We start from the raw sequence: 19701 nt of genomic DNA on the forward strand, positions 1-19701 counted from the left end.
AGCCCCGGGCGCACATCGTCCTAAGCTAGCCCCATGACTTCCACTGAAGAATTCCGCATTGAACACGACACGATGGGCGAAGTCCGCGTCCCCGTGAACGCCCTGTACCGTGCACAGACGCAGCGTGCAGTTGAAAACTTCCCCATCTCCGGCAAGACGCTGGAACGTGCGCACATCGAAGCCCTTGCCCGGGTCAAGAAGGCGGCTGCCCAGGCCAACGCAGAACTTGGGGTGCTCGACGGCGAGCTGGCCAAGGCAATTGCAGAGGCCGCCGATGAGGTAGCAGCCGGCAAGTATGACGGCGACTTCCCCATTGACGTCTTCCAGACCGGTTCCGGCACGTCCTCGAACATGAACACCAACGAGGTCATCGCCGAACTGGCCACGCGCGCCCTCAAGGCTGCCGGCAGCGACAAGGTTGTCCACCCGAACGACCACGTCAACGCCTCCCAGTCCTCCAATGACGTTTTCCCCACGTCAGTCCACGTTGCCGCCACCTCGGCCCTGATCAACGACCTCATCCCGGCCCTGGGCTACCTGGCCGAGTCGCTGGAGCGCAAGGCCGTTGAGTTCAAGGACGTCGTCAAGTCCGGCCGTACCCACCTGATGGACGCCACCCCGGTGACGCTCGGCCAGGAATTCGGCGGCTACGCAGCGCAGGTCCGCTACGGCATCGAGCGCATCAACGCCTCACTCCCCCGCGTTGCCGAAGTACCGCTCGGCGGCACGGCCGTGGGCACCGGCATCAACACCCCTGCCGGCTTCCCGGAGCGCGTCATCGAACTGCTCGCCACCGACACGGGCCTGCCGCTGACCGAAGCCCGCGACCACTTCGAGGCCCAGGCCAACCGCGACGGCCTGATCGAGGCTTCCAGCCAGCTGCGGAACATCGCGATCTCCTTCATGAAGATCAACAACGACCTCCGCTGGATGGGCTCCGGCCCCAACACCGGCCTCGGCGAAATCGCCATCCCGGACCTGCAGCCGGGCTCCTCGATCATGCCGGGCAAGGTCAACCCCGTCATCTGCGAGGCGTCCATCATGGTCTGCGCCCAGGTCATCGGCAACGACACCGCCATCGCCTGGTCCGGCACCAACGGCGCCTTCGAACTCAACGTCGGCATCCCCGTCATGGCCGCCAACCTGCTTGAGTCCGTGCGCCTGCTGGCCAACACCAGCCGCGTTATGGCCGACAAGATGATCGACGGCATCACCGCGAACGTGGAGCGCGCCCGCTTCCTCGCGGAGGCCTCACCGTCCATCGTCACGCCGCTGAACAAGTACATCGGCTACGAAAACGCCGCGAAGATCGCCAAGAAGGCCGTGGCCGAGGGCCTCACCATCCGTGAAACCGTCATCGCCATGGGCTTCCTGGAGCGCGGCGAGGTCACCGAGGAGCAGCTGGACACCGCCCTGGACGTTATGTCCATGACGCGCCCGCCGCACAAGGCATAGGTCCCCACCGCCTCCCTAACTTCGCTTCGCTCAGCCAGGGAACCCTAGGCGGCGGAGTCCCCTTCAAGACACGACGGCGGCCGCTCACCTTCAATGCGAAGGTGGGCGGCCGCCGTCGTTCTTTAAGCGGGCAGAGGCCTAAGTTTGCACTATTATGAAACTAGTGCAAAAATTTACTTTGTGAATGATAGTGCAGAAATTGAGGGCGGTCTCCGTGAGCGCAAGCGAGCCGCCACCCGCGCCACGATCACCGGCGTTGCCCGGAGACTGACGGCCGAGCGGGGCCTGAACGGCTACACCGTCGAGGAAGTCTGCGAGCTGGCCGACATTTCCCGCCGCACGTTCTTCAACTACTTCCCCACCAAGGAAGACGCCATCCTCGGCCACGTGGACGATGAAATCCCGCAGGACGTCATCGCAGGGTTCATCGCCGGCGGCGCGTCGTCCCCGTCCGGCGAGATCTCCCCCACCCTGTTCCAGGACCTGATCGGCCTCTCACTGAAACTGTCCGAAAATATGGCCGCCTCGGAAGAGGAAACCCGCCAGCTGATCGGGGTCATCAAAAAGGAACCGCAGCTGATGCTCCGCATCATCGGTGCCACTGAGGAACGGGAAGCGCAGTTCGCCCGCGACGTGGCGCGCCGTGAGGGCGTGTCCCCTGACCACCCTGTAGTGCAGATGGCTGTTGCCTTGCTGGGCACCATCGCCCGGAAGAGCAGCATGGCCTACTTCTCCGACGGCAACACACGCGCCTACTCCGAACTGCTGATGGAAAATATCTCCGCCGCCAGCCAACTCTTCTCCCAGAACTTTGAAAATCCAGCACCCCTGGAAGGACACCTATGAGCACCGCCGTCAGTCCCAAAGCCGCGGCCGGTCCACTGCTGCTGACCCAGAAACGGATCTGGATCATCTTCTCGGCGCTGATCGCCGGCATGCTGCTCTCCAGCCTGGACCAGACCATCGTCTCCACCGCCATGCCCACCATCGTGGGAAAGCTGGGCGGCGTGGAGCACCAGGCCTGGATCACCACCGCCTACCTTTTGGCCACCACCATCGTTATGCCTATCTACGGCAAGTTCGGCGATGTCCTGGGCAGGCGGAATCTCTTCCTCGTCGCCATCGCTCTCTTCACCCTCGCATCCGTGGGCTGCGCCCTGGCCACCGATTTCTGGGGCTTCGTCGTTTTCCGCGCCATCCAGGGCCTGGGCGGCGGCGGCCTGATGATCCTGTCGCAGGCCATCATCGCGGACATCGTTCCCGCCAAGGATCGCGGCAAGTACATGGGTCCGCTCGGAGCCATCTTCGGCCTCTCCGCCGTGGCGGGCCCGCTGCTTGGCGGCTTCTTTGTGGACCACATGACCTGGGAATGGGCGTTCTATATCAACATCCCCATCGGCATCGCTGCGTTTGCCATTGCCTGGTTCACGCTGACGCTGCCGAACAAGAAGGCTGAGAAGCGGATCGACATCCTGGGCGTTGTGCTCCTGTCCGCAGCCACAACCTGCCTGATCTTCTTCACCGACTTCGGCGGCAAGAAGGACGAGGGCTGGGATTCACCGCTCACCTGGGCGTTCGGCGCCGGGCTCATCGTCACCGCCGCGGCCTTCGTTATGGTGGAACGGCGGGCCGAGGATCCCATCATTCCCCTGAGCCTTTTCAAGAACCGGATCTTCGTCAATGCCACGGCCATCGGCTTCACGTTGGGCCTGGGCATGTTCTCCGCCATCGCCTTTGTCCCCACGTTCCTGCAAATGTCTTCCGGCACGTCCGCGGCGGAGTCCGGGCTGCTGATGCTGCCCATGATGGTGGGCCTGATGGGTACGTCCATCTACTCGGGAATCCGGATCTCCAAGACCGGCAAGTACAAGATGTTCCCTATCCTCGGTGCGGCCTTCACCATGGCCGCCATGCTGTGGATGACCACGCTCACGGCCTCCACCCCAATCTGGGTCATCTGCGTCCAGCTGTTCATCTTCGGTGCAGGGCTGGGCCTGATCATGCAGGTAGTGGTCCTCGTGGTGCAGAACTCGGTCCCGGCCGATCAGATCGGCACCGCCACCAGCACCAACAACTACTTCCGCGAAGTCGGCGCGGCCATGGGTGTGGCAGTCTTTGGTGCCATTTTCACCAACAGGCTCTCGGCGTCCCTGACCAACGCTTTCACGGGTGCCGGGGCGTCGTCTGAGCAGGCCGCACAGTCCACCAGCACCCTGGATCCGCAGGCCCTGGGCCAGCTGCCGGAACAGCTGCGGGACGCCGTGGTCAATGCCTACGCCGAATCCTTGGCGCCGGTGTTCTGGTACCTCATCCCGTTCATCGCAGCCGCCCTGTTGCTTGCCATCACCCTCAAGCAGATACCCCTGTCGGACACCGCCGGCATGGTGGCCCGCGGCGAAGCCGTGGGCGGCGAAGAGGCGGACCGGCTCGAAGCCCTGCGGCAGGGCGAGCTGGTCTCCCAGGACCGCTGACCGCCGCCGCCGGACCAACCGGAAGCCTGCACGGGCGCTGCAATCTTGGGGGTTGCGGCGCCCGTGCTGTTTCCGTTCACGGTTCGAAGTGGGCAGCCTCCGCGGGGGCCACTGCACGGCGGATGCTGGTCAGGTGTCCCGGCATCAGCTCCGGGAGGTCGTCAATGCTGAACCAGCCGACGTCCAGCGACTCGTCATCGTTGACGCGCGCAGTTCCTGACACATATCGGCACCGGAACACCACGTCGAGGAATTCGCAGACGTCCCCGTTCGGGTACGTGAACGGCCCCACCGTTCCCACCGAGACCACACGTTCCGGCTCGGCAACAACCGCTGTTTCTTCAAAGATTTCCCGCACCAGTCCGCGCGCGGGCGGCTCCCCGGGATCCAGCATGCCGCTGATCAGCGCCCAGTGTCCGTTGTCGGCTCGCTTGGCCAGCAGGACACGGCCGGAGTCGTCCAGGACCACGCCCCGGACGCCGGGTACCCACAGCGGATCGTGGCCGATCTTCTGGCGGAGCTTGAGAATGTAGTCGGGTGCAGGCATTCTGCCAGCCTAGCGGCCGCCGAAGGTGCAGCGCCCAGGCATCGCCCTGCTGTCAGGCCGGCAGCAGCATGGCGGCGGCCGCGCCCGCGAGCATAAACGGACCGAACGGGATGGCGGACTTCAGCGTGCCACGGCGCGCCGCCAGCAGTGCGAGGGACCAGAGCCCGCCCAGCAGGAACGCCGCGAACGTCCCCGCAAAAACGTGCGCCCAGCCAAGATATCCCAGGTACATCCCCAGGACGCCAGCGAGTTTGACGTCGCCGAAGCCCATGCCTGGCGGGTAGACCAGCCGCAGGACGAAGTAGAACACCCAGAGGACGGCTCCCCCGGCCAGGATCCTCAGCGCAGGAACTCCCCAAAGTTGAGCACCGCCGTCGGGCGTTCCCTCCAAGGCGCCTGAACCGGCAGCAACGTTTACGATGGCCGCGGCCAGCAGGAGCACCCCGGCCACCGCGTAGGACGGGAAAACAATCCGGTTGGGCAGCAGATGGTGGCGGACGTCAATAACCGTCAGCCGGACTGCCATCACCAGGAAATAGGCACACGCGGCCAGCACCAGCCAGAACGCCAGCGGGGTGGCGTCCCACAGTCCATCGAGTCGTCGGATCACCCCTCGGATGCTACTGGATTCCGGCGCCGCCCCGCAGGGCCCCACGCGTAAACTGTGCATATGTCGACATGGGACACCAGGCGCCGGCCGGATCCGGAAGGCAGTGCTGCGGCTACGGACCTGACCGCAATGCTCCGGAACCTTTGCCGGTCCTCCCCGTGGAAATGGCAGTCACTGCGCTTTGAATACTGGGATGAGCCGTTTGATGAGGATCCCGATCCTGCGGCACCGCTGGTCCGGGCCTGGCTTCGGCGGCCCGGCGCCCTCCGCCTGGAAACCGCCGACCGTCTAGTCCTCCACAGCACAACAGGCATCAACGATTCCAGGGACGGGCTGTACATCAGCTCGACGCGGAAGTCCTGGCTGCTGCCGCCTCACCTCGTGGCGCCCGTTTACGACGACGGAGGCCTGGTCAGGCGCCGGCCCGAGGCAGCATACGGCGAACCAGGCTTCGGGAACGGCCGTTTCTCGGCCGCCCTCGATCCCGTGGAGCTCGCCGGAAACGCACCGGCGCCCCTCGAGTTCCCGGGGACCAATCCGGTTCAGGTGGAGGATGTCCGCCGGGTGGACCACCATGGCCGGCCAGCACTGGGAGCAACCGTGACGCCCACAGCCTCCTACCGTGCCGCGGATCCCGCCGCGCCGCTGTGCCTGCCGGGCCCCAACCGCGTGCGGATCGACCTGGAGACCGGAGTCTGTGTCGCCAGCCAATCACTGGAGGCCGCCACACTGGACTACGGCCACTGGATCCGGATCATCGGGGTTGACGAATACATGCTGGACGATCTGTTCCTCGCCGAGTCCATGAACCTCACGGACGTCCGCCGCCATATCAGCTGGGACATCCGCGCCTGAGCCGCGCTCCTGGCGGTCCGGGTGCAGCGCCGTCGGCTAGGCTTCCCTGATGACCGCGCTGACTTCCATCTGGCCCCTCTTCGGACTCACCTTGACCACACCGCGGCTGGTATTGCGCCCCATCACCGACGACGACATTCCTGCCGCTGTTGCAGCAGCAGAGAGCGGCGTCCACGATCCGGGCCGGAACCCCTTCAGCAACCCGTGGACGGAACTTCCTGCCGACACGCTGGGCACCAACATGGCGCAGTGGTACTGGCGCTGCCGCGGCCAGGCCACCCCCGAGGACTGGACCCTGCTCCTGGGCATCTGGCACGAGGACCAGTTCATCGGCTGCCAGGATATCGGCGCGAAGGACTTCGCCACCCTCAAGACCGTCAGCACCGGCTCCTGGCTCAGGCAGTCCGTCCACGGCCGGGGCCTGGGCAAGGAGATGCGCGCCGCCGTCGCGCTTTACGCCTTCGACTGGCTCGGCGCCGAAGTCGCCGAGTCCGAAGCCGCAGCCTGGAATGACGCGTCCCTGGGCGTATCCCGCTCCCTGGGCTATGAACTCAACGGCACCAACAGGCAGTCCTGGGGTGCCAAGGCCGTGGATGTCCAAAAGGTGCGCCTAACCCCCGCAACCTTCACACGCCCCGACTGGACCCTCAACGTAGAAGGCCACGAAGCCGCAGCCAAGTTTCTCGGCGTCGGCTAGCGTGCCTTGCCGTGGTTGGGTTCGTCCGCCCCGTGCCCTTCGCCGTCGCTTAGACACCTCCCGACGCGCCGCTACGGTCGCGGGGCGACCTGCGCAACGCTTTGGTCGGCGATGCGCTCCTACGCGAAGGACTCGGTCCGGACGTGTGCGTGGTGCGGTTATCAAGACGAACGGCGCGCTCCAGTCGGGTTGCGGGCCTTCTCGTAGGAGCGCATCGCGGCGCATCGGGACACGAAGGTCGCTCAGCGACCGGAGGGTCCCCTATGCGTTGTGTCTAAGCGACGGAGAAGGGCCGTGGCCCGACGAACGGAACCACGGCCCTTCGCGAACCGTAGGGCTAGATCTCAGCCCCTTCGAGCAGTTCCGTGACCAGGGCTGCGATGGGCGAGCGCTCGGAGCGCGTCAGGGTGATGTGGCCGAAGAGCGGGTGTCCTTTCAGGGTTTCGACGACGGCGGCAATACCGTCGTGCCGGCCGACGCGCAGGTTGTCGCGCTGGGCGACATCGTGGGTGAGGACGATCTTTGAGTTCTGGCCAATGCGGCTCATCACGGTGAGGAGGACGTTCTTCTCCAGTGACTGTGCCTCATCAACGATCACGAAGGCGTCGTGGAGCGAGCGCCCGCGGATGTGGGTGAGCGGCATGACTTCGAGCATGCCGCGGTCCATGACCTCTTCCACGACCTCCTGGCTGACCAGGGCGCCCAGGGTATCGAAGACCGCCTGCGCCCAGGGGTTCATCTTTTCCGACTCGGAGCCGGGCAGGTAGCCGAGTTCCTGGCCGCCCACGGCGTAGAGCGGCCGGAATACGATCACCTTGCGGTGTTCGCGGCGTTCCAGCACTGCTTCCAGCCCGGCGCACAGGGCAAGCGCGGACTTTCCGGTGCCCGCCCGTCCGCCGATGGAGACAATGCCGACGGCGGGATCCATCAGCAGGTCGATGGCGAGCCGCTGTTCGGCTGAGCGTCCGTGCAGGCCGAACACGTCACGGTCGCCCTTGACCAGCCGGACCTGTTTGTCGGCCCCCACCCTGCCCAGGGCAGAACCCCGGTTGGAGAGGAGAACCAGGCCCGTGTTGACCGGCATTTCCGCGGCCGCCGGGATGAAGACCGGTTCATGGCCGTAAAGGGTGTTGACTTCGTCCTCGCTGGCTTCCACCTCGGCGATGCCAGTCCAGCCAGAATCCTGCACCAACTCATTGCGGTATTCGTCGGCAGTGAGGCCCATGGCTGAGGCCTTGACCCGCATGGGCAGGTCCTTCGACACCACAGTGACGTTCCGGCCCTCGTTGGCCAGGTTCTTGGCTACTGCCAGGATTCGGCTGTCGTTGTCGCCGCTGCGGAACCCGAGTGGGAGCACCTCGGCGGAAATGTGGTTCAGCTCCACCATCAGGGTGCCGCCGTCGTTGCCGATGGGAATGGGTTGGCTGAGGCCGCCGTGCTTCACCCGGAGGTCATCGAGCAGCCGGAGGGCCTTGCGGGCAAAGTAGCCCAACTCGGGGTCGTGCCGTTTCCCCTCAAGTTCAGTGATGACAACGATGGGAACAATAACCTCGTGTTCGGCGAAGCGCAGGAGCGCCCGCGGATCCGAGAGCAGGACGGAGGTGTCAATGACAAAGCTGCTGATGGTGGCTTCCCTTTCGGAGACAGCAAAACCGGCCGCAGAATGGTGATCTGCACCGGTTTTTGAGGTAGCTCGCTTGGTGCGAGAGGTAGCTTTCTGTCCCTCGGAAACGACCTCGGGCAGTTTTTCAGAAGTAGCCACATCGACTCCAGCCCCGGGCACATGCCCGGAATTGTTATTGGTGAGGCGGTTCGGCCTGAAGGCCGGACTCGGCCTCCCGTACAACCGGTGCGAAAGTTCGCTCCATGTACTGGCCTCCCCGAACAGCCGGCGGTTTGCCTGCTGATGGTTACAACGTAATTCCACCGCCAGTAATTTCCGGAATCATCCGTCGGCGATTCTTGTTGCCGGTTTGTGAATTCCAGATGAACTGGGCAGCATGCCCCGCTGCCCAGGCTCAGGTACCGAAGCGCCGCTGCCTGCCGGCGTAGTCACGCAGGGCGCGCAGAAAGTCGACCTTGCGGAACGCCGGCCACAGGGCCTCACAGAAATAGAACTCGCTGTACGCGCTCTGCCACATCAGGAACCCCGACAGCCGCTGCTCGCCGGAGGTCCGGATCACCAGGTCCGGGTCCGGCTGGCCGCGGGTGTACAGGAATCGGGAAATGTCGTCCACCGAGAGGTTGTCCGCGAGCGCGGAGATGTCCGAGCCCTTGGCGACGGCGTCGTGCAGCAGCTCCCGCACGGCGTCGACGATCTCGCGGCGCCCGCCATACCCCACCGCAACGTTGACGTGGATCTTTTCCTGCACGGGCGTCCGTGCCGTCAGTTTGTTGAGCCGGTCTGCCAGGTAGTCGGGGAGGAGCTCGGGGGCGCCCATGGCGTTCACCGAAATGTTGGCGTCCTCGTCGAGCCGGTCCAGGGTGTTGGCGATGATCCCCATCAAAAGATCGAGCTCCTCGCTGGAGCGGCTCATGTTGTCCGTGGACAGCATGTACAGCGTGACAACCTTGACGCCGAGTTCCTGGCACCAGCCGAGGAACTCGTGGATCTTGTCCGCGCCGGCCTGGTGGCCCTGGCTGGTGGGAGCGTTGAACTGCTTGGCCCAGCGGCGGTTGCCGTCCACCATCACGCCGATATGTTTGGGGATGCGGCCGCCAGCCAACTCCCGGAACAGCCGCCTCTCGTAGAAGCCATAAAGGAACCCGCCCAATTCCACGAGGAGACTCACCTGACTTCCGCTGCTGTTCGACGGCATTGCACATCCTAGGCTACCGTCCGCGGGCGGGACGGATGCGCCGAGGCGGGCCATCGAGGCCGTCACATCTTGTTACCTGCGAGTAACTTTGTGCTCCCGAGGATATTCTGGAGGCATGAAAAGCCAGACTCCCGGCGGCGGCCGCGCACCCGGATCGGACAGCGGCCAGGGTCATGTTGACGATGCCGTAGTCCGGCTGGCCGAACTCCTGATGATCAAGCCCAGATGGCGGGGCTGGATCCACACCGTGGCAGCACCGCTCGCCCTGGCAGCAGGCGTCGTCCTCGTTGTCCTGGCACCCACCACCGACCGCAAAATCACCTCGGCCGTCTACGCCGCCACCGGGGTACTCCTTTTCGGCATCAGCGCCATCTATCACCGCGGAAACTGGTCCCCCGGCGTGAAGATCGTCCTCAAACGCCTGGACCACACCAACATCATGCTGGTTATCGCCGGCAGCTACACACCCCTGGCCTGGTCCCTGCTGGAGCGGCCCAAGGCCGTCCTGCTGCTCTGGGTCATCTGGTCCGGGGCGATTCTGGGCGTCCTCTTCCGGCTCCTGTGGACGGACGCCCCCCGGTGGCTGTACGTGCCCATCTACATCGCACTGGGCTGCGGATCGCTTTTCTACCTGCCGGAATTCTTTGCCGCCAGTGCGCCTGCGGCCGTCCTCATTTGCGCGGGCGGCGTCCTATACATCACCGGCGCTGTGTTCTACGCGCTCAAGAAGCCTAACTTCAGCTACCAACATTTCGGCTTCCACGAACTCTTCCATGCCCTGACCGTCCTCGCGTTCGGCACGCATTTCGCGGCGATCCTCATCGCCGTCCTCAGCTGACAGGCACCAGCTGACGGGCACTAGCTGACAGGCCCCTCCCCCGCCATCAGCAGGAGCCTGGCCCTCAGGTCCGCCAGCGTGTCCACGGGACGTTCACACACCATGCTCCGGCACAAATAGGCCACCGGAGATCCTCCCGGACCGGCTGGCCTCCCTGCCAGCAGCGGGACGGGCTCCCCGCCAAAACGGGTGTCCGACGGCGGAACTTCCGTGCCGTCGTCGTCCTCCACTGCTATCACCAGGCCGGGACTGGCAGAGTTGAGCAGTTCGCGGTGCAGCGCTGTCCTTTCAGGACTGCGCGGCCCCACGACGGCGGCCTCCACCGGCCCCGCGAGGGCCGCCTGGGCGGTGGCCAGGAGCCAGCCGGCCACCCGCGGCGCCCGCTCCGCCAACGGCGGCAGGAGTGCGAGGACCTGGGCGGCGAGCGCCCGGTGCTCCGCAGAGCCGGAGAGCGCTGCGTAGCTGAGCAGGGCGCCCGCAAAGGCCGCCGCACCGCTGGGGGTGGCATTGTCGAACGGGTCCAGACCCGCCTGGCCGCCCTGCGCCGCCCGGACCTGGCCGTCTCCCCCTGCGGTGTCCACCAGGCGTCCGGCCACCACAAAATGGTTACCGGCCGCCTGCACCAGCTGCTCGGCGAAGCGGTACCAGCGCGACCGGCCGGTGGCGGCGTAGAGCGCAAACAGGCCGTCAGCGCAGAAGGCGTAATCCTCCAGCAGACCCTCGATCCCCCTGGCGGTTCCAGCATGCGAAACCCTGACCAGCGCTGAAGTACCCGGCTGCCAGTGGACACGTTCAAGATAGGCGGCGATTGACCCAGCCGCGGCGATGAAGTCCTCCCGGCCCAGCACCGCTCCGGCTTCTGCCAGGGCCCCGACGGCGAGCCCGTTCCAACCCGCCACAACTTTTTCGTCACGGGCTGGCTGGGGACGCTGGTTCCGTGCGGCCAGCAGGGCGGGCCGGGCTTTCCTCCACAAGCCAGCCCCGGCATCGTCCAGGCGCTGCCCGGGGTGCAGCGGCGAACCATGTGCGGACACGGTACCTTGTTGGCCCACGTTCATCAGCCAGGCAACAGCTGCCCCGTCGGCAGCGCCCAGCACTTCCTGCAGGCCATCAACGGTCCACAGGTAGCTGGCGCCTTCATGGTGTTCGCCGTCCACTACCGAATCGGCGTCGAGGGATGACGCCAGCGCCTCCGGTTGAGGCACGGCGTTGCTGGTGTTGTTGCTCTGGCTGTCACTCGTGCCGAGGCCGAGGGATGCCAGCAGCCATGCCCCGGTACGTTCGGCCACGTCCGCAGCTTCCCCCACCGAGAACACCTCGTTGCCGCCCAGGCGTATCCAGTGCACGTACGTGCGAAGCAGTTGGGCGTTGTCGTACAGCATTTTTTCAAAATGCGGGACCGACCAGTCCCGGGTCACTGAGTACCGGGCAAATCCGCCATCCAGCTGGTCAAACAGTGCCGAGCGCGCCATGGCTGCCAGCGTCCGGCCCGCCATGTCACGGGCGGCGTCAGCGGTGTCCGAGGGGACCGCGGCGTGCCTGATGAGGAACTCGAGCACTGCCGACGGCGGGAATTTCGGGGCGGCGCCAAAGCCGCCGTCGGCCACGTCCTCAGAGCGGGCCAGCGACGCCACGGCGGCTGGCAGCAGTTCGGGGTCAAGGAGGGGCGGCGGACCGGCAACAGTCACCGCCGCCGCGAGCTGGGCCTCGCCCAGGTTTTGGGCCAGTGCGGTGGCATTCTGTTCCACAGCCTCACGCCGCTCCTGCCACGCCTCCTGGACTGCCTCGAGTACCTGCCGGAAGGAGGGCCGCCCCGGCATGGGACGGGGCGGGAAGTAGGTGCCGGCATGAAAGGCCCGGCCTTCAGGGGTGAGGAAGACCGACATCGGCCACCCGCCCTCGCCGCTGATCGCCTGGGTGGCCGCCATGTACACGGCGTCCACGTCAGGACGCTCTTCCCGGTCCACCTTGATGGCCACAAAATGCGTATTCAGGTAGTCAGCGGTTTCCTGGTTCTCAAACGACTCATGCGCCATCACGTGGCACCAGTGGCAGGCTGCGTAGCCGATCGACAGGAACACGGGGACATCCCGGGCAGCGGCAGCGGCGAAGGCCGCATCACCGAACGGCTGCCAGTGCACGGGGTTGCCCGCGTGCTGGCGGAGGTACGCGGAAGGTTCAGCACCCAGGATGTTGGCGGCACCGACGGCCGCGCTCTCCTCGGCGGACGGGCTCTGGCGCTCACTGTTCATCCGTGCACCTCTGGTGACTCACTGCAGGAAAATATTGCCGGCAAGGCCAGTTTACGGAAAGAGTCCGGGTTTGATGTGTGAGGAGATGGCGCGTGGACCTGGGCAACCGCCCGATCACTTCAGGGGACTTGCAGGTACGCGGGAGGTCGGGCCCCTCTAGTCCTTCGCGCCGGGCTGGTTGCTGTCGGAGCCGCCCTGGATGTCGTTCTCCACCGGATGCCGGACATCTTCGGCCTCAATGTCCGCAGCCGCGGCGGCTGCCTGACGTTCCTCTTCCACCTGGGCCCGGTAACGGACCCGCCGGATGCGTCGGACCATGTCCACGATGAGCAATGTGGTGGCCAGGACGAAAAAGGCCGTCATGATAAAGCCCCACAGGCCTGGTGTTATCTGGTCCTCGGAGATGCCCTCACGCAGACCGGGCGTGGGCAGGGGCGAGGGTGTGGCGGACAGGGCGAGGAGCAAGTGATGCACGGTTTAACCTTCTGTGGAAACTGGTGGGCAGCCGGTGACGGTTTCCGCACCGGGTCCGCTGGACCCGGATCATCCCACTGCTTTTCTACACGGCATAGAACAATCTGCCGCATCTATCTTAGCCCGGCGAAAAGGTCCTTCTCCGGGAAAGTGGCGGGAACCCGCGACTCGATCAGCGAGTAGTCTTCCCACGGCCACACGCGGCGTTGCATCTCGGCGGACACAGCGAAGAAGAATCCCAGGGGATCCACCTGGGTGCAGTGTGCGCGGAGGGCGTCGTCGCGGGCCTCGAAATAGTCACCGCAGTCGATCTGTGTGGTGGTGGGATGAACGCCCGGCGGCGGCGTATGGCCCTCGGCATCCGTTTCGAGCCAGGCAGCAAGCCGCTGGGCATACGGGGACTGCAAGCCAGCTTCCTCAAGCGCGAAATGCAGTGCGCGGAACCGCGCCGGGCTGAAGGCGCGGTCGTAGTAGAGCTTGCTGGGTTCCCAGGCTGGGCCTGTGTCCGGGTAGCGGTCCGGATCACCTGCGGCCGCAAAGGCTTCAACGGCCACCCGGTGGGCCATGATGTGGTCCGGGTGCGGGTATCCCCCGTTTTCGTCATAACTGATGATCACGTGCGGCTTGAAATCCCGGACCAGCCGCACCAGGGGCGCTGCGGCGCGCTCCAGCGGCTGGACAGCAAAGGAACCGGCCGGCAGGGGCGGCAGTGGGTCACCCTCGGGCAACCCCGAATCCACGAACCCCAGCCAGCGCTGCTTGATGCCCAGGATCCTGGCCGCCTGGTTCATTTCCAGCCGCCGTGCCCCGGCCATGTCCCGCTTGGGGTGGGCTTCACCTTCCACGGCGGGATTCTGGATGTCGCCGCGGGATCCGTCGGTGCAGGTAGCCACCATGACGTCGACGCCGGCCGCGGCGTACATGGCCATGGTCGCCGCGCCTTTGCTGGACTCATCGTCCGGGTGCGCATGAACGGCGAGCAGCCGGAGCGGAGCCGGGGTGTGAGTGGACGCTGTCATCAGGGGACGGCTCCTTATTCTTCTGGGGCTGCCGTGGCGGCAACAAGGCTGAACGGGCTGCGGGGCTTACGTCTTCTGGACATTACTGGCTGCTGATATTGAACGACTGCCAGCTGCCTGGAACGGATCCTGGCACCGAACCAGGCTGCACAGCGGTGCCCGGACCGGCTGCTTGATCCGCTCGGACAGGCACGGTCCGGATCCGAACTAAACTGGATTGGTGACTACCCAGGATCAGCCCGCCGTGTCCCCGCCTGCCGACACTAGCCTAGCCAATCGTTATGGCAGTCAAAAGCGGCCCCTCCCGCGAGGGGCGAAGCGCGGCATCGCAGTGGCAGCCCTTGCTGCCGGTGTAGGTTTCATGGCTTGGGTTTCCACGTCTTCCGCTGTCTCGGATGTGACGTTTAAGGACTTCGGCTTCAGCACTACCGACGCCACTCAGGCCGAGATTGATTTCCAGGTCACCAGGGAACCTGGTTCGGCCGTTAAATGTGCCGTGAAAGCCCTGGATTCCAAGTTCGCGGTGGTGGGTTGGAAAGTGGTGGACATCCCGCCCGGCGAGCCGGACACCACTGCCGACGGCGGCCGGACGGTTTCGCAGCGCGTGGCAGTGCGGACGGAGTCGCTGTCCGTTTCCGGAGTGGTGGACAGTTGCTGGGTCCCGGGTAGCAGTAAGTAACACCATGTGATCTGCGCCGCTTCCCCGTTGGGTTATCTCCACAGTATTGACTACAATGAATCAATACCTTTACCCCGCTGAGCTGGTTACTGAGTTCCACAAGTGGCCACGTGGCGGGGTCTTTTGCATGTATGACCATTAGGAGAAGTCCGTGTCTACCACCAACAGCGCGCCTGCAGCCTGGCTCACCCAGGAAGCTTTTGACCGCCTGAAGGCAGAGCTGGACCACCTTTCCGGCGCTGGCCGCGCGGAGATTGTCCAGAAGATTGAATCTGCCCGGCAGGAGGGCGACCTCAAGGAAAACGGCGGCTACCATGCAGCCAAAGAAGAGCAGGGAAAAATTGAAGCCCGGATCCGCCAGCTGACGGCGCTTCTGCGCGATGCCCACGTAGGGGAAGCCCCCGCCGATGATGGCATCGTCGAAGCCGGCATGCTTGTTGTTGCCAAGATCGCTGGCGACGAAGAGACGTTCCTGCTGGGGTCCCGCGAAATCGCAGGCGACTCGGATCTGGACGTTTTCAGCGAGAAGTCACCCCTCGGCGCCGCAATCGTCGGCCACAAGGAGGGCGAGACGCTCAGCTACACCGCTCCGAACGGCAAGGACATCACGGTGGAGATTCTCTCCGCCAAGCCGTACGTCGGCTGACACTCGGATCCCATTGCCTCGGCCTCAACGTCGGCCCCCGTCAGGGGGCCGGCGTTTTGGTGTATTTGGGGCGCAGCAACAGGGCAGCAGCTACGCCGCCGGCCGCCCCGCCCAGGTGCGCCTGCCAGGAGACAAACCCGCCCATGATGGGCAGCACACCAAGCAGGATGCTCCCGTAGATCATAAAGAGCACCACGGCAAGGAGGATCTGCCGCCAGCTGTGGTTGAAGAAACCACGGACCAGGAGGAAGGCGAACAATCCGAAAACCAGGCCGGAGGCGCCCACGGTGATCCCGCCGTCGCCGATCAGCCACACGGTCAGCCCGGAGCCCAGCCAGCTGAACGCGATGGCCGTCAGGAACACCCGCAGGCCGGAAAGGAACACCAGGAAGCCGAAAATAACCAATGGCAGGGCATTGGAGAGCAGATGGTTCAGGTTGGCGTGAAGCAGCGGGAATGTGAAGATGTCCAGGAGCCCGTCCGCGGACCTCGGCCGAAGCCCGAACGTCCTGTTCAGGGCGTGCAGGGTCAGCATGTTGACCACCTCGATCACAAAGAGCAGGGCGACAAATCCGCCCGACACCAGCAGCCCGCCTTTGGCGCGCGAAGCTGTGGTTTCCCGGCTCCTTGGCTTACCGTCCCCCATCGCATCCAGCATGCCTGCTCCTAATGCACCACAATCGGCTGAAAACCCTCGGCGCGGAGCGCGCCCAGGACCTGTTCGCAATGTTCATGGCCCTTGGTTTCGAGGTTCACAGTAATGGAAACGTCACCCATGCTAATGGACCCGCCAACACGCGTATGGTCGAGCCCCGTCACGTTGGCGTCGTTCTCGGCGATGATCCGGGCAATGGTGGCCAGTGAACCTGGCCGGTCATCGAGCATCATCCGTACTGTCATGTAGCGGCCGGCGGCCGACAGTCCGCGCTGGATGACCTTGAGCATCAGCATCGGATCGATGTTGCCACCGGAAAGGATCACCGCCGTTGTACCGGGATTTTCGATCTTTCCGTCCATCAGCGCGGCAACCCCTACGGCCCCCGCCGGTTCAACGACCAGCTTGGCCCGTTCCAGCAGGAAAATCAGCGCACGCGCCAGGGAATCCTCGCTGACAGTGACCACGTCATCCACGAGTTCACGGATGATACTGAACGGCAGCTGGCCGGGACGGCCCACGGCGATGCCATCCGCCATGGTGGACACTTTTTTCAGCGGAACCAGTGCGTCAGCGGCTAGCGACGGCGGGTAGGCCGCCGCGTTTTCGGCCTGGACACCGATAATGCGGATCTCCCGCCCAAGTTCCCTGGCCCGGGCCTTGACGGCCACGGCGACACCCGCCAGCAGCCCGCCACCTCCCACGCCCATCAGGATAGTGTCCACGTTGGGGATCTGTTCGAGGATCTCCAGTCCTACCGTTCCCTGGCCGGACACCACATCCACGTTGTCGAAGGGGTGCACAAACACCGTCCCGGACTCGTTGGCATAGCGTTGCGCCTCAGCGAGGGCCTCATCCACGTTGTGTCCGTGCAGGATCACCTCAGCGCCGTGACTGCGGGTGGCGGCAAGTTTGGGGAGCGCTACGCCCAAGGGCATGTAAATGCGGGCTTTGATGCCCAGGCTTTTCGCAGCTACTGCCACGCCCTGGGCATGGTTTCCGGCTGACGCGGCAACCACGCCGCGTTTTTTCTCCTCAGGTGAGAGCCTTGCCATCCGCACGTAGGCGCCGCGGACTTTGAATGAGCCGGCCCGCTGCAGGTTTTCGCACTTGAAAAATACATCGCCGCCCACCATGCCGCCAAGGGCCCGCGACGATTCCACCGGTGTCCGCGTAATAATCCCCTCGAGCAACTTCTGCGCCTCCAGGACATCGTCCAGCGTGACGGGAAGGGTTTCGAGGGTGTTCACGGACAGTTCTCCTTGGGGTGGATTCGGCTCCGGTGCCGAGGCCTGTGGTCAGGCCTTGTGGTCCGGATTGGATGCATCTGTGCTGGCTGCGGCGTCCTTGCCACGGGCGGACCTGGCACCCGGCAACCGGACTTCCTTGATGGTGTCATCAGGCTCCGGGCCAAGCGTCACTGGCCCTCCGGGGGTTACCAGCACTTGTTCATGTTCCCACGTTCTGGCGGCGATGTAGCGAATCGCGGAGTTTGCTACGGCGAGAATGGGCACCGAGAACAGCGCCCCGGGGATGCCGGCAAGGTACGACCCCGCCGCCACGCTGAGGATGACCGCCACCGGATGCAGGGCCACCGCCTTGCCCATTACCAGGGGTTGCAGGATGTGGCTCTCCAGCTGCTGGACCAGCAGGACGATGGCCAGCATGATGAGCGCATTAATCGGGCCGTTGGCCACCAGGGCCAGCAGGACAGCGATGGCACCGGTTACCAGGGCACCAACAACCGGGATGAAGGAACCGATAAACACCAGCACGCTCAGGGGAAGGGCCAAGGGAACACCGATAATCGCCGCACCGACGCCGATGCCCACCGCGTCAACAAACGCGACAAACATTTGGATCCTGGCGTAGCTGACCATCGAAGCCCAACCCCGCCGGCCGGCACCGAACGTTGCGGCGCGTGCTTTCTTCGGGAGGAGGCGGACCAGGAAGGCCCAGATCCTGTCGCCTTCGAGCAGGAAGAAGATCAGGATGAAGAGGGCGAGCACCATTCCCGCGGCGAAGTGGCCCGCGGTGCTGCCGAAGGACAACGCACCGCTGAGAATGCTGCTGCTGTTGTCCTGTAGGGCAGCGGAGGCTTCCTTGAGATACTGATCGATCTGGTCCGCGGTCAGGTGCAGCGGCCCGTCAGCAAGCCAGTCCTGGACCTGCTTCACGCCCGCCAGCGCCTGGGACCAGAGTTCCCCAAAGCCTGAGGCCAACTGGCGGCCTACAAGGGCGAGGGCGCCACCGATCAGGGCAATGAAGCCCAGCACAGTGACGGCTACCGCGGCGCCGTTGGGCACGCGCCTGCTCCGCAGCCAGCGCACCACCGGACTTAGCAGCCCGGCCAGGAGCGCGGCCACCATAACGGGGATGATCAGGAAGCTGATCCGGCTGAGCAGCCAGACCAGGGCGCCGGCAACCAGCAGGATCAGGCCGATCCGCCAGGCCCACGACGCCGCGATGCGGACACCATAGGGGATGTCCTGGTCAAGCTCCCGGTCTGCCCGCACCCTGGGCGGACGGGGTTTTTCAGCAGGCCGGACCGCGTCCGATGCCTGCAGGCCTGGCGTTGAAGCGGATGGGGTGGCGTCCTCGGCTGGCGTCATAGCCTAATACTTGTACAGCCACGGCCCTTATGCGAAACGACTACCCGGCGTTGCCCAGAACAGCATCGATCCCCCAGGCCATGGTGAATGACTCGCCGGGCGGGAGCCACCGCAGTCCGTCACCTGAGTTGAAGGCGTTGGCCGGACCGGTCATGGGCTCAATGGCCACCGCTTTGGGCCTGCCCGGCAGCTGCGTGGTCACAAAGACGTGGACGTAACCGCAGGACTCGTCCTGCCACAGAGTGACGCTGCGGCCGTCGGATGCGCTGAGCGTGTGGCGGGCCGAGCCGCCGTCGAACGCGAGGTCTGTCAGGGCGACGTCGACATCCAGGTCCCCCACACGCTTGCCGGCGCGGAAGTCGCTGTCCCCGCTGACGGGCTCCGAGCTGCGCGGGATCAGCCGCGCGTCCGCCACGAGTCGGGTGTCGGCGGCGACAGTGAGCGTCAGGTCGTCCATGTCCACTTCACCCAGCCGGAGGTAAGGGTGGGCGCCGAGGACGAACGGCGCCGGTGTGTTGGAATCGTTGATCAGCGTCTGGCGGACTTCCAGGCCCAGGTCCTCTGCCAGAAGGTACTGCACGCGGTGCCGCACCAGGAAGGGATAGCCGTGCTGGGGGAACACCGTCGCTTCAAGGGTCACCGAATACTGTGACTCGTCAACGAGGCTGTAGGCGGAGTTACGGAGCAACCCGTGGCTGGCGTTGTTCCGCGAGGCCTCCGTGATGTCGAGCTGCTGCTTCTTCCCGTCGAGGTACCAAACCCCGTCCTCCACCCTGTTTGCCCAGGGGGCGAGGGTGATTCCGGCGGCGCCGGGGGAAATCTCGGCATCGCCGTAGGTCTCGGTCAGCTGCACGCCGGCGCGGCTGTAGAGTCGCAGGCCCGCCGCGAGCTCAGTCACTACCGCCAGCGCATCACCCCTTCGGATTTCATACTGCCGGCCGGTGGCATAGGTCTGGAATCCGGACGGGACACTGGCGTCCGGGGTTGTGCTCGAAGTCATGAGCACCACCGTACAGGGGGCCGGGCGGTCCTGCCATCACGACCCCATTTGTTAGTTTTTGTTTGAATCTAT

The 19701-nt window shown here is 65.0% G+C and carries 19 protein-coding genes; 8 read left to right on the forward strand and 11 right to left on the reverse strand.

The genetic code is table 11. The annotated features are described in order from the left end of the window. Nucleotides 1–33 precede the first annotated feature (33 nt). The 3 genes from J2808_RS10430 (at nt 34) to J2808_RS10440 (ending at nt 3926) form a co-directional block, all read left to right on the forward strand. Nucleotides 34–1455 carry a class II fumarate hydratase gene (locus tag J2808_RS10430; RefSeq protein ID WP_309815642.1) on the forward strand — a complete coding sequence of 474 codons (1422 nt, stop codon included), beginning with the start codon at nt 34–36 and terminating at the stop codon, nt 1453–1455. A gap of 180 nt (nt 1456–1635) precedes the next feature. Then, entirely contained in the window at nt 1636–2301 is a 666-nt protein-coding gene (locus J2808_RS10435; protein WP_309815645.1) for a TetR family transcriptional regulator, read from the forward strand. After that, nucleotides 2298–3926, forward strand: a complete 1629-nt coding sequence (locus J2808_RS10440; protein ID WP_309815648.1) for an MDR family MFS transporter — start codon at nt 2298–2300, stop codon at nt 3924–3926. Before J2808_RS10435 ends, J2808_RS10440 begins: the two co-directional genes overlap by 4 nt. A gap of 76 nt (nt 3927–4002) precedes the next feature. Here J2808_RS10440 and J2808_RS10445 read toward each other — a convergent pair whose 3' ends face one another. Together J2808_RS10445 and J2808_RS10450 are read right to left on the reverse strand one after the other, a co-directional pair. Next, nucleotides 4003–4473, reverse strand: coding sequence for an NUDIX hydrolase (locus J2808_RS10445; RefSeq protein WP_309815651.1), 471 nt, complete (start codon nt 4471–4473; stop codon nt 4003–4005). A 52-nt stretch (nt 4474–4525) separates the two neighbouring features. Next, nucleotides 4526–5083 (reverse strand): A24 family peptidase, encoded by a 558-nt coding sequence (locus tag J2808_RS10450; RefSeq protein ID WP_309815656.1) that lies wholly within the window; start codon nt 5081–5083, stop codon nt 4526–4528. Nucleotides 5084–5143: 60 nt separating this feature from the next. On the opposite strand from J2808_RS10450, the gene J2808_RS10455 reads away from it, so the two are divergent. Then, nucleotides 5144–5938 carry a hypothetical protein gene (locus J2808_RS10455; RefSeq protein ID WP_309815657.1) on the forward strand — a complete coding sequence of 265 codons (795 nt, stop codon included), beginning with the start codon at nt 5144–5146 and terminating at the stop codon, nt 5936–5938. Nucleotides 5939–5987: 49 nt separating this feature from the next. Continuing rightward, entirely contained in the window at nt 5988–6635 is a 648-nt protein-coding gene (locus J2808_RS10460; protein WP_309815660.1) for a GNAT family N-acetyltransferase, read from the forward strand. Nucleotides 6636–6972: 337 nt separating this feature from the next. On the opposite strand, the gene J2808_RS10465 is transcribed toward J2808_RS10460, so the two are convergent. Together J2808_RS10465 and J2808_RS10470 are read right to left on the reverse strand one after the other, a co-directional pair. Continuing rightward, nucleotides 6973–8397, reverse strand: a complete 1425-nt coding sequence (locus tag J2808_RS10465; RefSeq protein WP_309815663.1) for a PhoH family protein — start codon at nt 8395–8397, stop codon at nt 6973–6975. Between the two features lie 256 nt (nt 8398–8653). Further along, complete coding sequence (locus J2808_RS10470; protein WP_309816698.1) at nt 8654–9415, reverse strand: isoprenyl transferase; 762 nt, start codon at nt 9413–9415, stop codon at nt 8654–8656. A 235-nt stretch (nt 9416–9650) separates the two neighbouring features. On the opposite strand from J2808_RS10470, the gene trhA reads away from it, so the two are divergent. Beyond that, nucleotides 9651–10292: a PAQR family membrane homeostasis protein TrhA gene (trhA, locus tag J2808_RS10475; RefSeq protein ID WP_309816701.1), complete on the forward strand. Its 642-nt coding sequence runs from the start codon at nt 9651–9653 to the stop codon at nt 10290–10292. 20 nt (nt 10293–10312) lie between these two features. Here the strand turns inward: trhA and J2808_RS10480 are convergent, their stop codons facing one another. From J2808_RS10480 to mca, 3 genes are all read right to left on the reverse strand, one after another. Further along, the gene (locus J2808_RS10480; protein WP_309815666.1) at nt 10313–12544 is read right to left on the reverse strand and encodes a thioredoxin domain-containing protein; all 2232 of its coding nucleotides are present in this window, start codon (nt 12542–12544) and stop codon (nt 10313–10315) included. 156 nt (nt 12545–12700) lie between these two features. Further along, the gene (locus tag J2808_RS10485; protein ID WP_309815669.1) at nt 12701–13018 is read right to left on the reverse strand and encodes a hypothetical protein; all 318 of its coding nucleotides are present in this window, start codon (nt 13016–13018) and stop codon (nt 12701–12703) included. A 113-nt stretch (nt 13019–13131) separates the two neighbouring features. Further along, entirely contained in the window at nt 13132–14037 is a 906-nt protein-coding gene (mca, locus tag J2808_RS10490) for a mycothiol conjugate amidase Mca (RefSeq protein WP_309815671.1), read from the reverse strand. A 331-nt stretch (nt 14038–14368) separates the two neighbouring features. On the opposite strand from mca, the gene J2808_RS10495 reads away from it, so the two are divergent. After that, nucleotides 14369–14716: a DUF4307 domain-containing protein gene (locus J2808_RS10495; RefSeq protein WP_397428033.1), complete on the forward strand. Its 348-nt coding sequence runs from the start codon at nt 14369–14371 to the stop codon at nt 14714–14716. 151 nt (nt 14717–14867) lie between these two features. Next, complete coding sequence (gene greA, locus J2808_RS10500) at nt 14868–15362, forward strand: transcription elongation factor GreA (RefSeq protein WP_309815675.1); 495 nt, start codon at nt 14868–14870, stop codon at nt 15360–15362. Between the two features lie 40 nt (nt 15363–15402). Here the strand turns inward: greA and J2808_RS10505 are convergent, their stop codons facing one another. Genes J2808_RS10505 through J2808_RS10520 form a run of 4 tightly spaced genes read right to left on the reverse strand, consistent with a single transcriptional unit; the run spans nt 15403 to nt 19629 of the window. Beyond that, nucleotides 15403–16020, reverse strand: coding sequence for a rhomboid family intramembrane serine protease (locus tag J2808_RS10505; protein ID WP_309815678.1), 618 nt, complete (start codon nt 16018–16020; stop codon nt 15403–15405). Nucleotides 16021–16028: 8 nt separating this feature from the next. Beyond that, nucleotides 16029–17267, reverse strand: a complete 1239-nt coding sequence (gene ilvA, locus J2808_RS10510) for a threonine ammonia-lyase (protein ID WP_309815679.1) — start codon at nt 17265–17267, stop codon at nt 16029–16031. A 48-nt stretch (nt 17268–17315) separates the two neighbouring features. Next, on the reverse strand, nt 17316–18629 hold the full coding sequence (locus tag J2808_RS10515) for an AI-2E family transporter (RefSeq protein ID WP_309815682.1): 1314 nt from the start codon (nt 18627–18629) through the stop codon (nt 17316–17318). Between the two features lie 40 nt (nt 18630–18669). Further along, nucleotides 18670–19629: an aldose 1-epimerase family protein gene (locus J2808_RS10520; protein ID WP_309815684.1), complete on the reverse strand. Its 960-nt coding sequence runs from the start codon at nt 19627–19629 to the stop codon at nt 18670–18672. Nucleotides 19630–19701: the final 72 nt, after the last annotated feature.

This window comes from Pseudarthrobacter sulfonivorans (assembly GCF_031454915.1).
GTDB lineage: Bacteria > Actinomycetota > Actinomycetes > Actinomycetales > Micrococcaceae > Arthrobacter > Arthrobacter sulfonivorans_C.

Bases quoted from the DNA above. Each gene is read 5' to 3' on its own strand.
- J2808_RS10430 (WP_309815642.1), top strand. From the start codon at position 34: ATGACTTCCACTGAAGAATTCCGCATTGAACACGACACGATGGGCGAA.
- J2808_RS10440 (WP_309815648.1), top strand. From the start codon at position 2,298: ATGAGCACCGCCGTCAGTCCCAAAGCCGCGGCCGGTCCACTGCTGCTG.
- J2808_RS10445 (WP_309815651.1), bottom strand. From the start codon at position 4,473: ATGCCTGCACCCGACTACATTCTCAAGCTCCGCCAGAAGATCGGCCAC.
- J2808_RS10455 (WP_309815657.1), top strand. From the start codon at position 5,144: ATGTCGACATGGGACACCAGGCGCCGGCCGGATCCGGAAGGCAGTGCT.
- J2808_RS10460 (WP_309815660.1), top strand. From the start codon at position 5,988: ATGACCGCGCTGACTTCCATCTGGCCCCTCTTCGGACTCACCTTGACC.
- J2808_RS10480 (WP_309815666.1), bottom strand. From the start codon at position 12,544: ATGAACAGTGAGCGCCAGAGCCCGTCCGCCGAGGAGAGCGCGGCCGTC.
- mca (WP_309815671.1), bottom strand. From the start codon at position 14,037: ATGACAGCGTCCACTCACACCCCGGCTCCGCTCCGGCTGCTCGCCGTT.
- J2808_RS10505 (WP_309815678.1), bottom strand. From the start codon at position 16,020: ATGCTGGATGCGATGGGGGACGGTAAGCCAAGGAGCCGGGAAACCACA.
- J2808_RS10515 (WP_309815682.1), bottom strand. From the start codon at position 18,629: ATGACGCCAGCCGAGGACGCCACCCCATCCGCTTCAACGCCAGGCCTG.
- J2808_RS10520 (WP_309815684.1), bottom strand. From the start codon at position 19,629: ATGACTTCGAGCACAACCCCGGACGCCAGTGTCCCGTCCGGATTCCAG.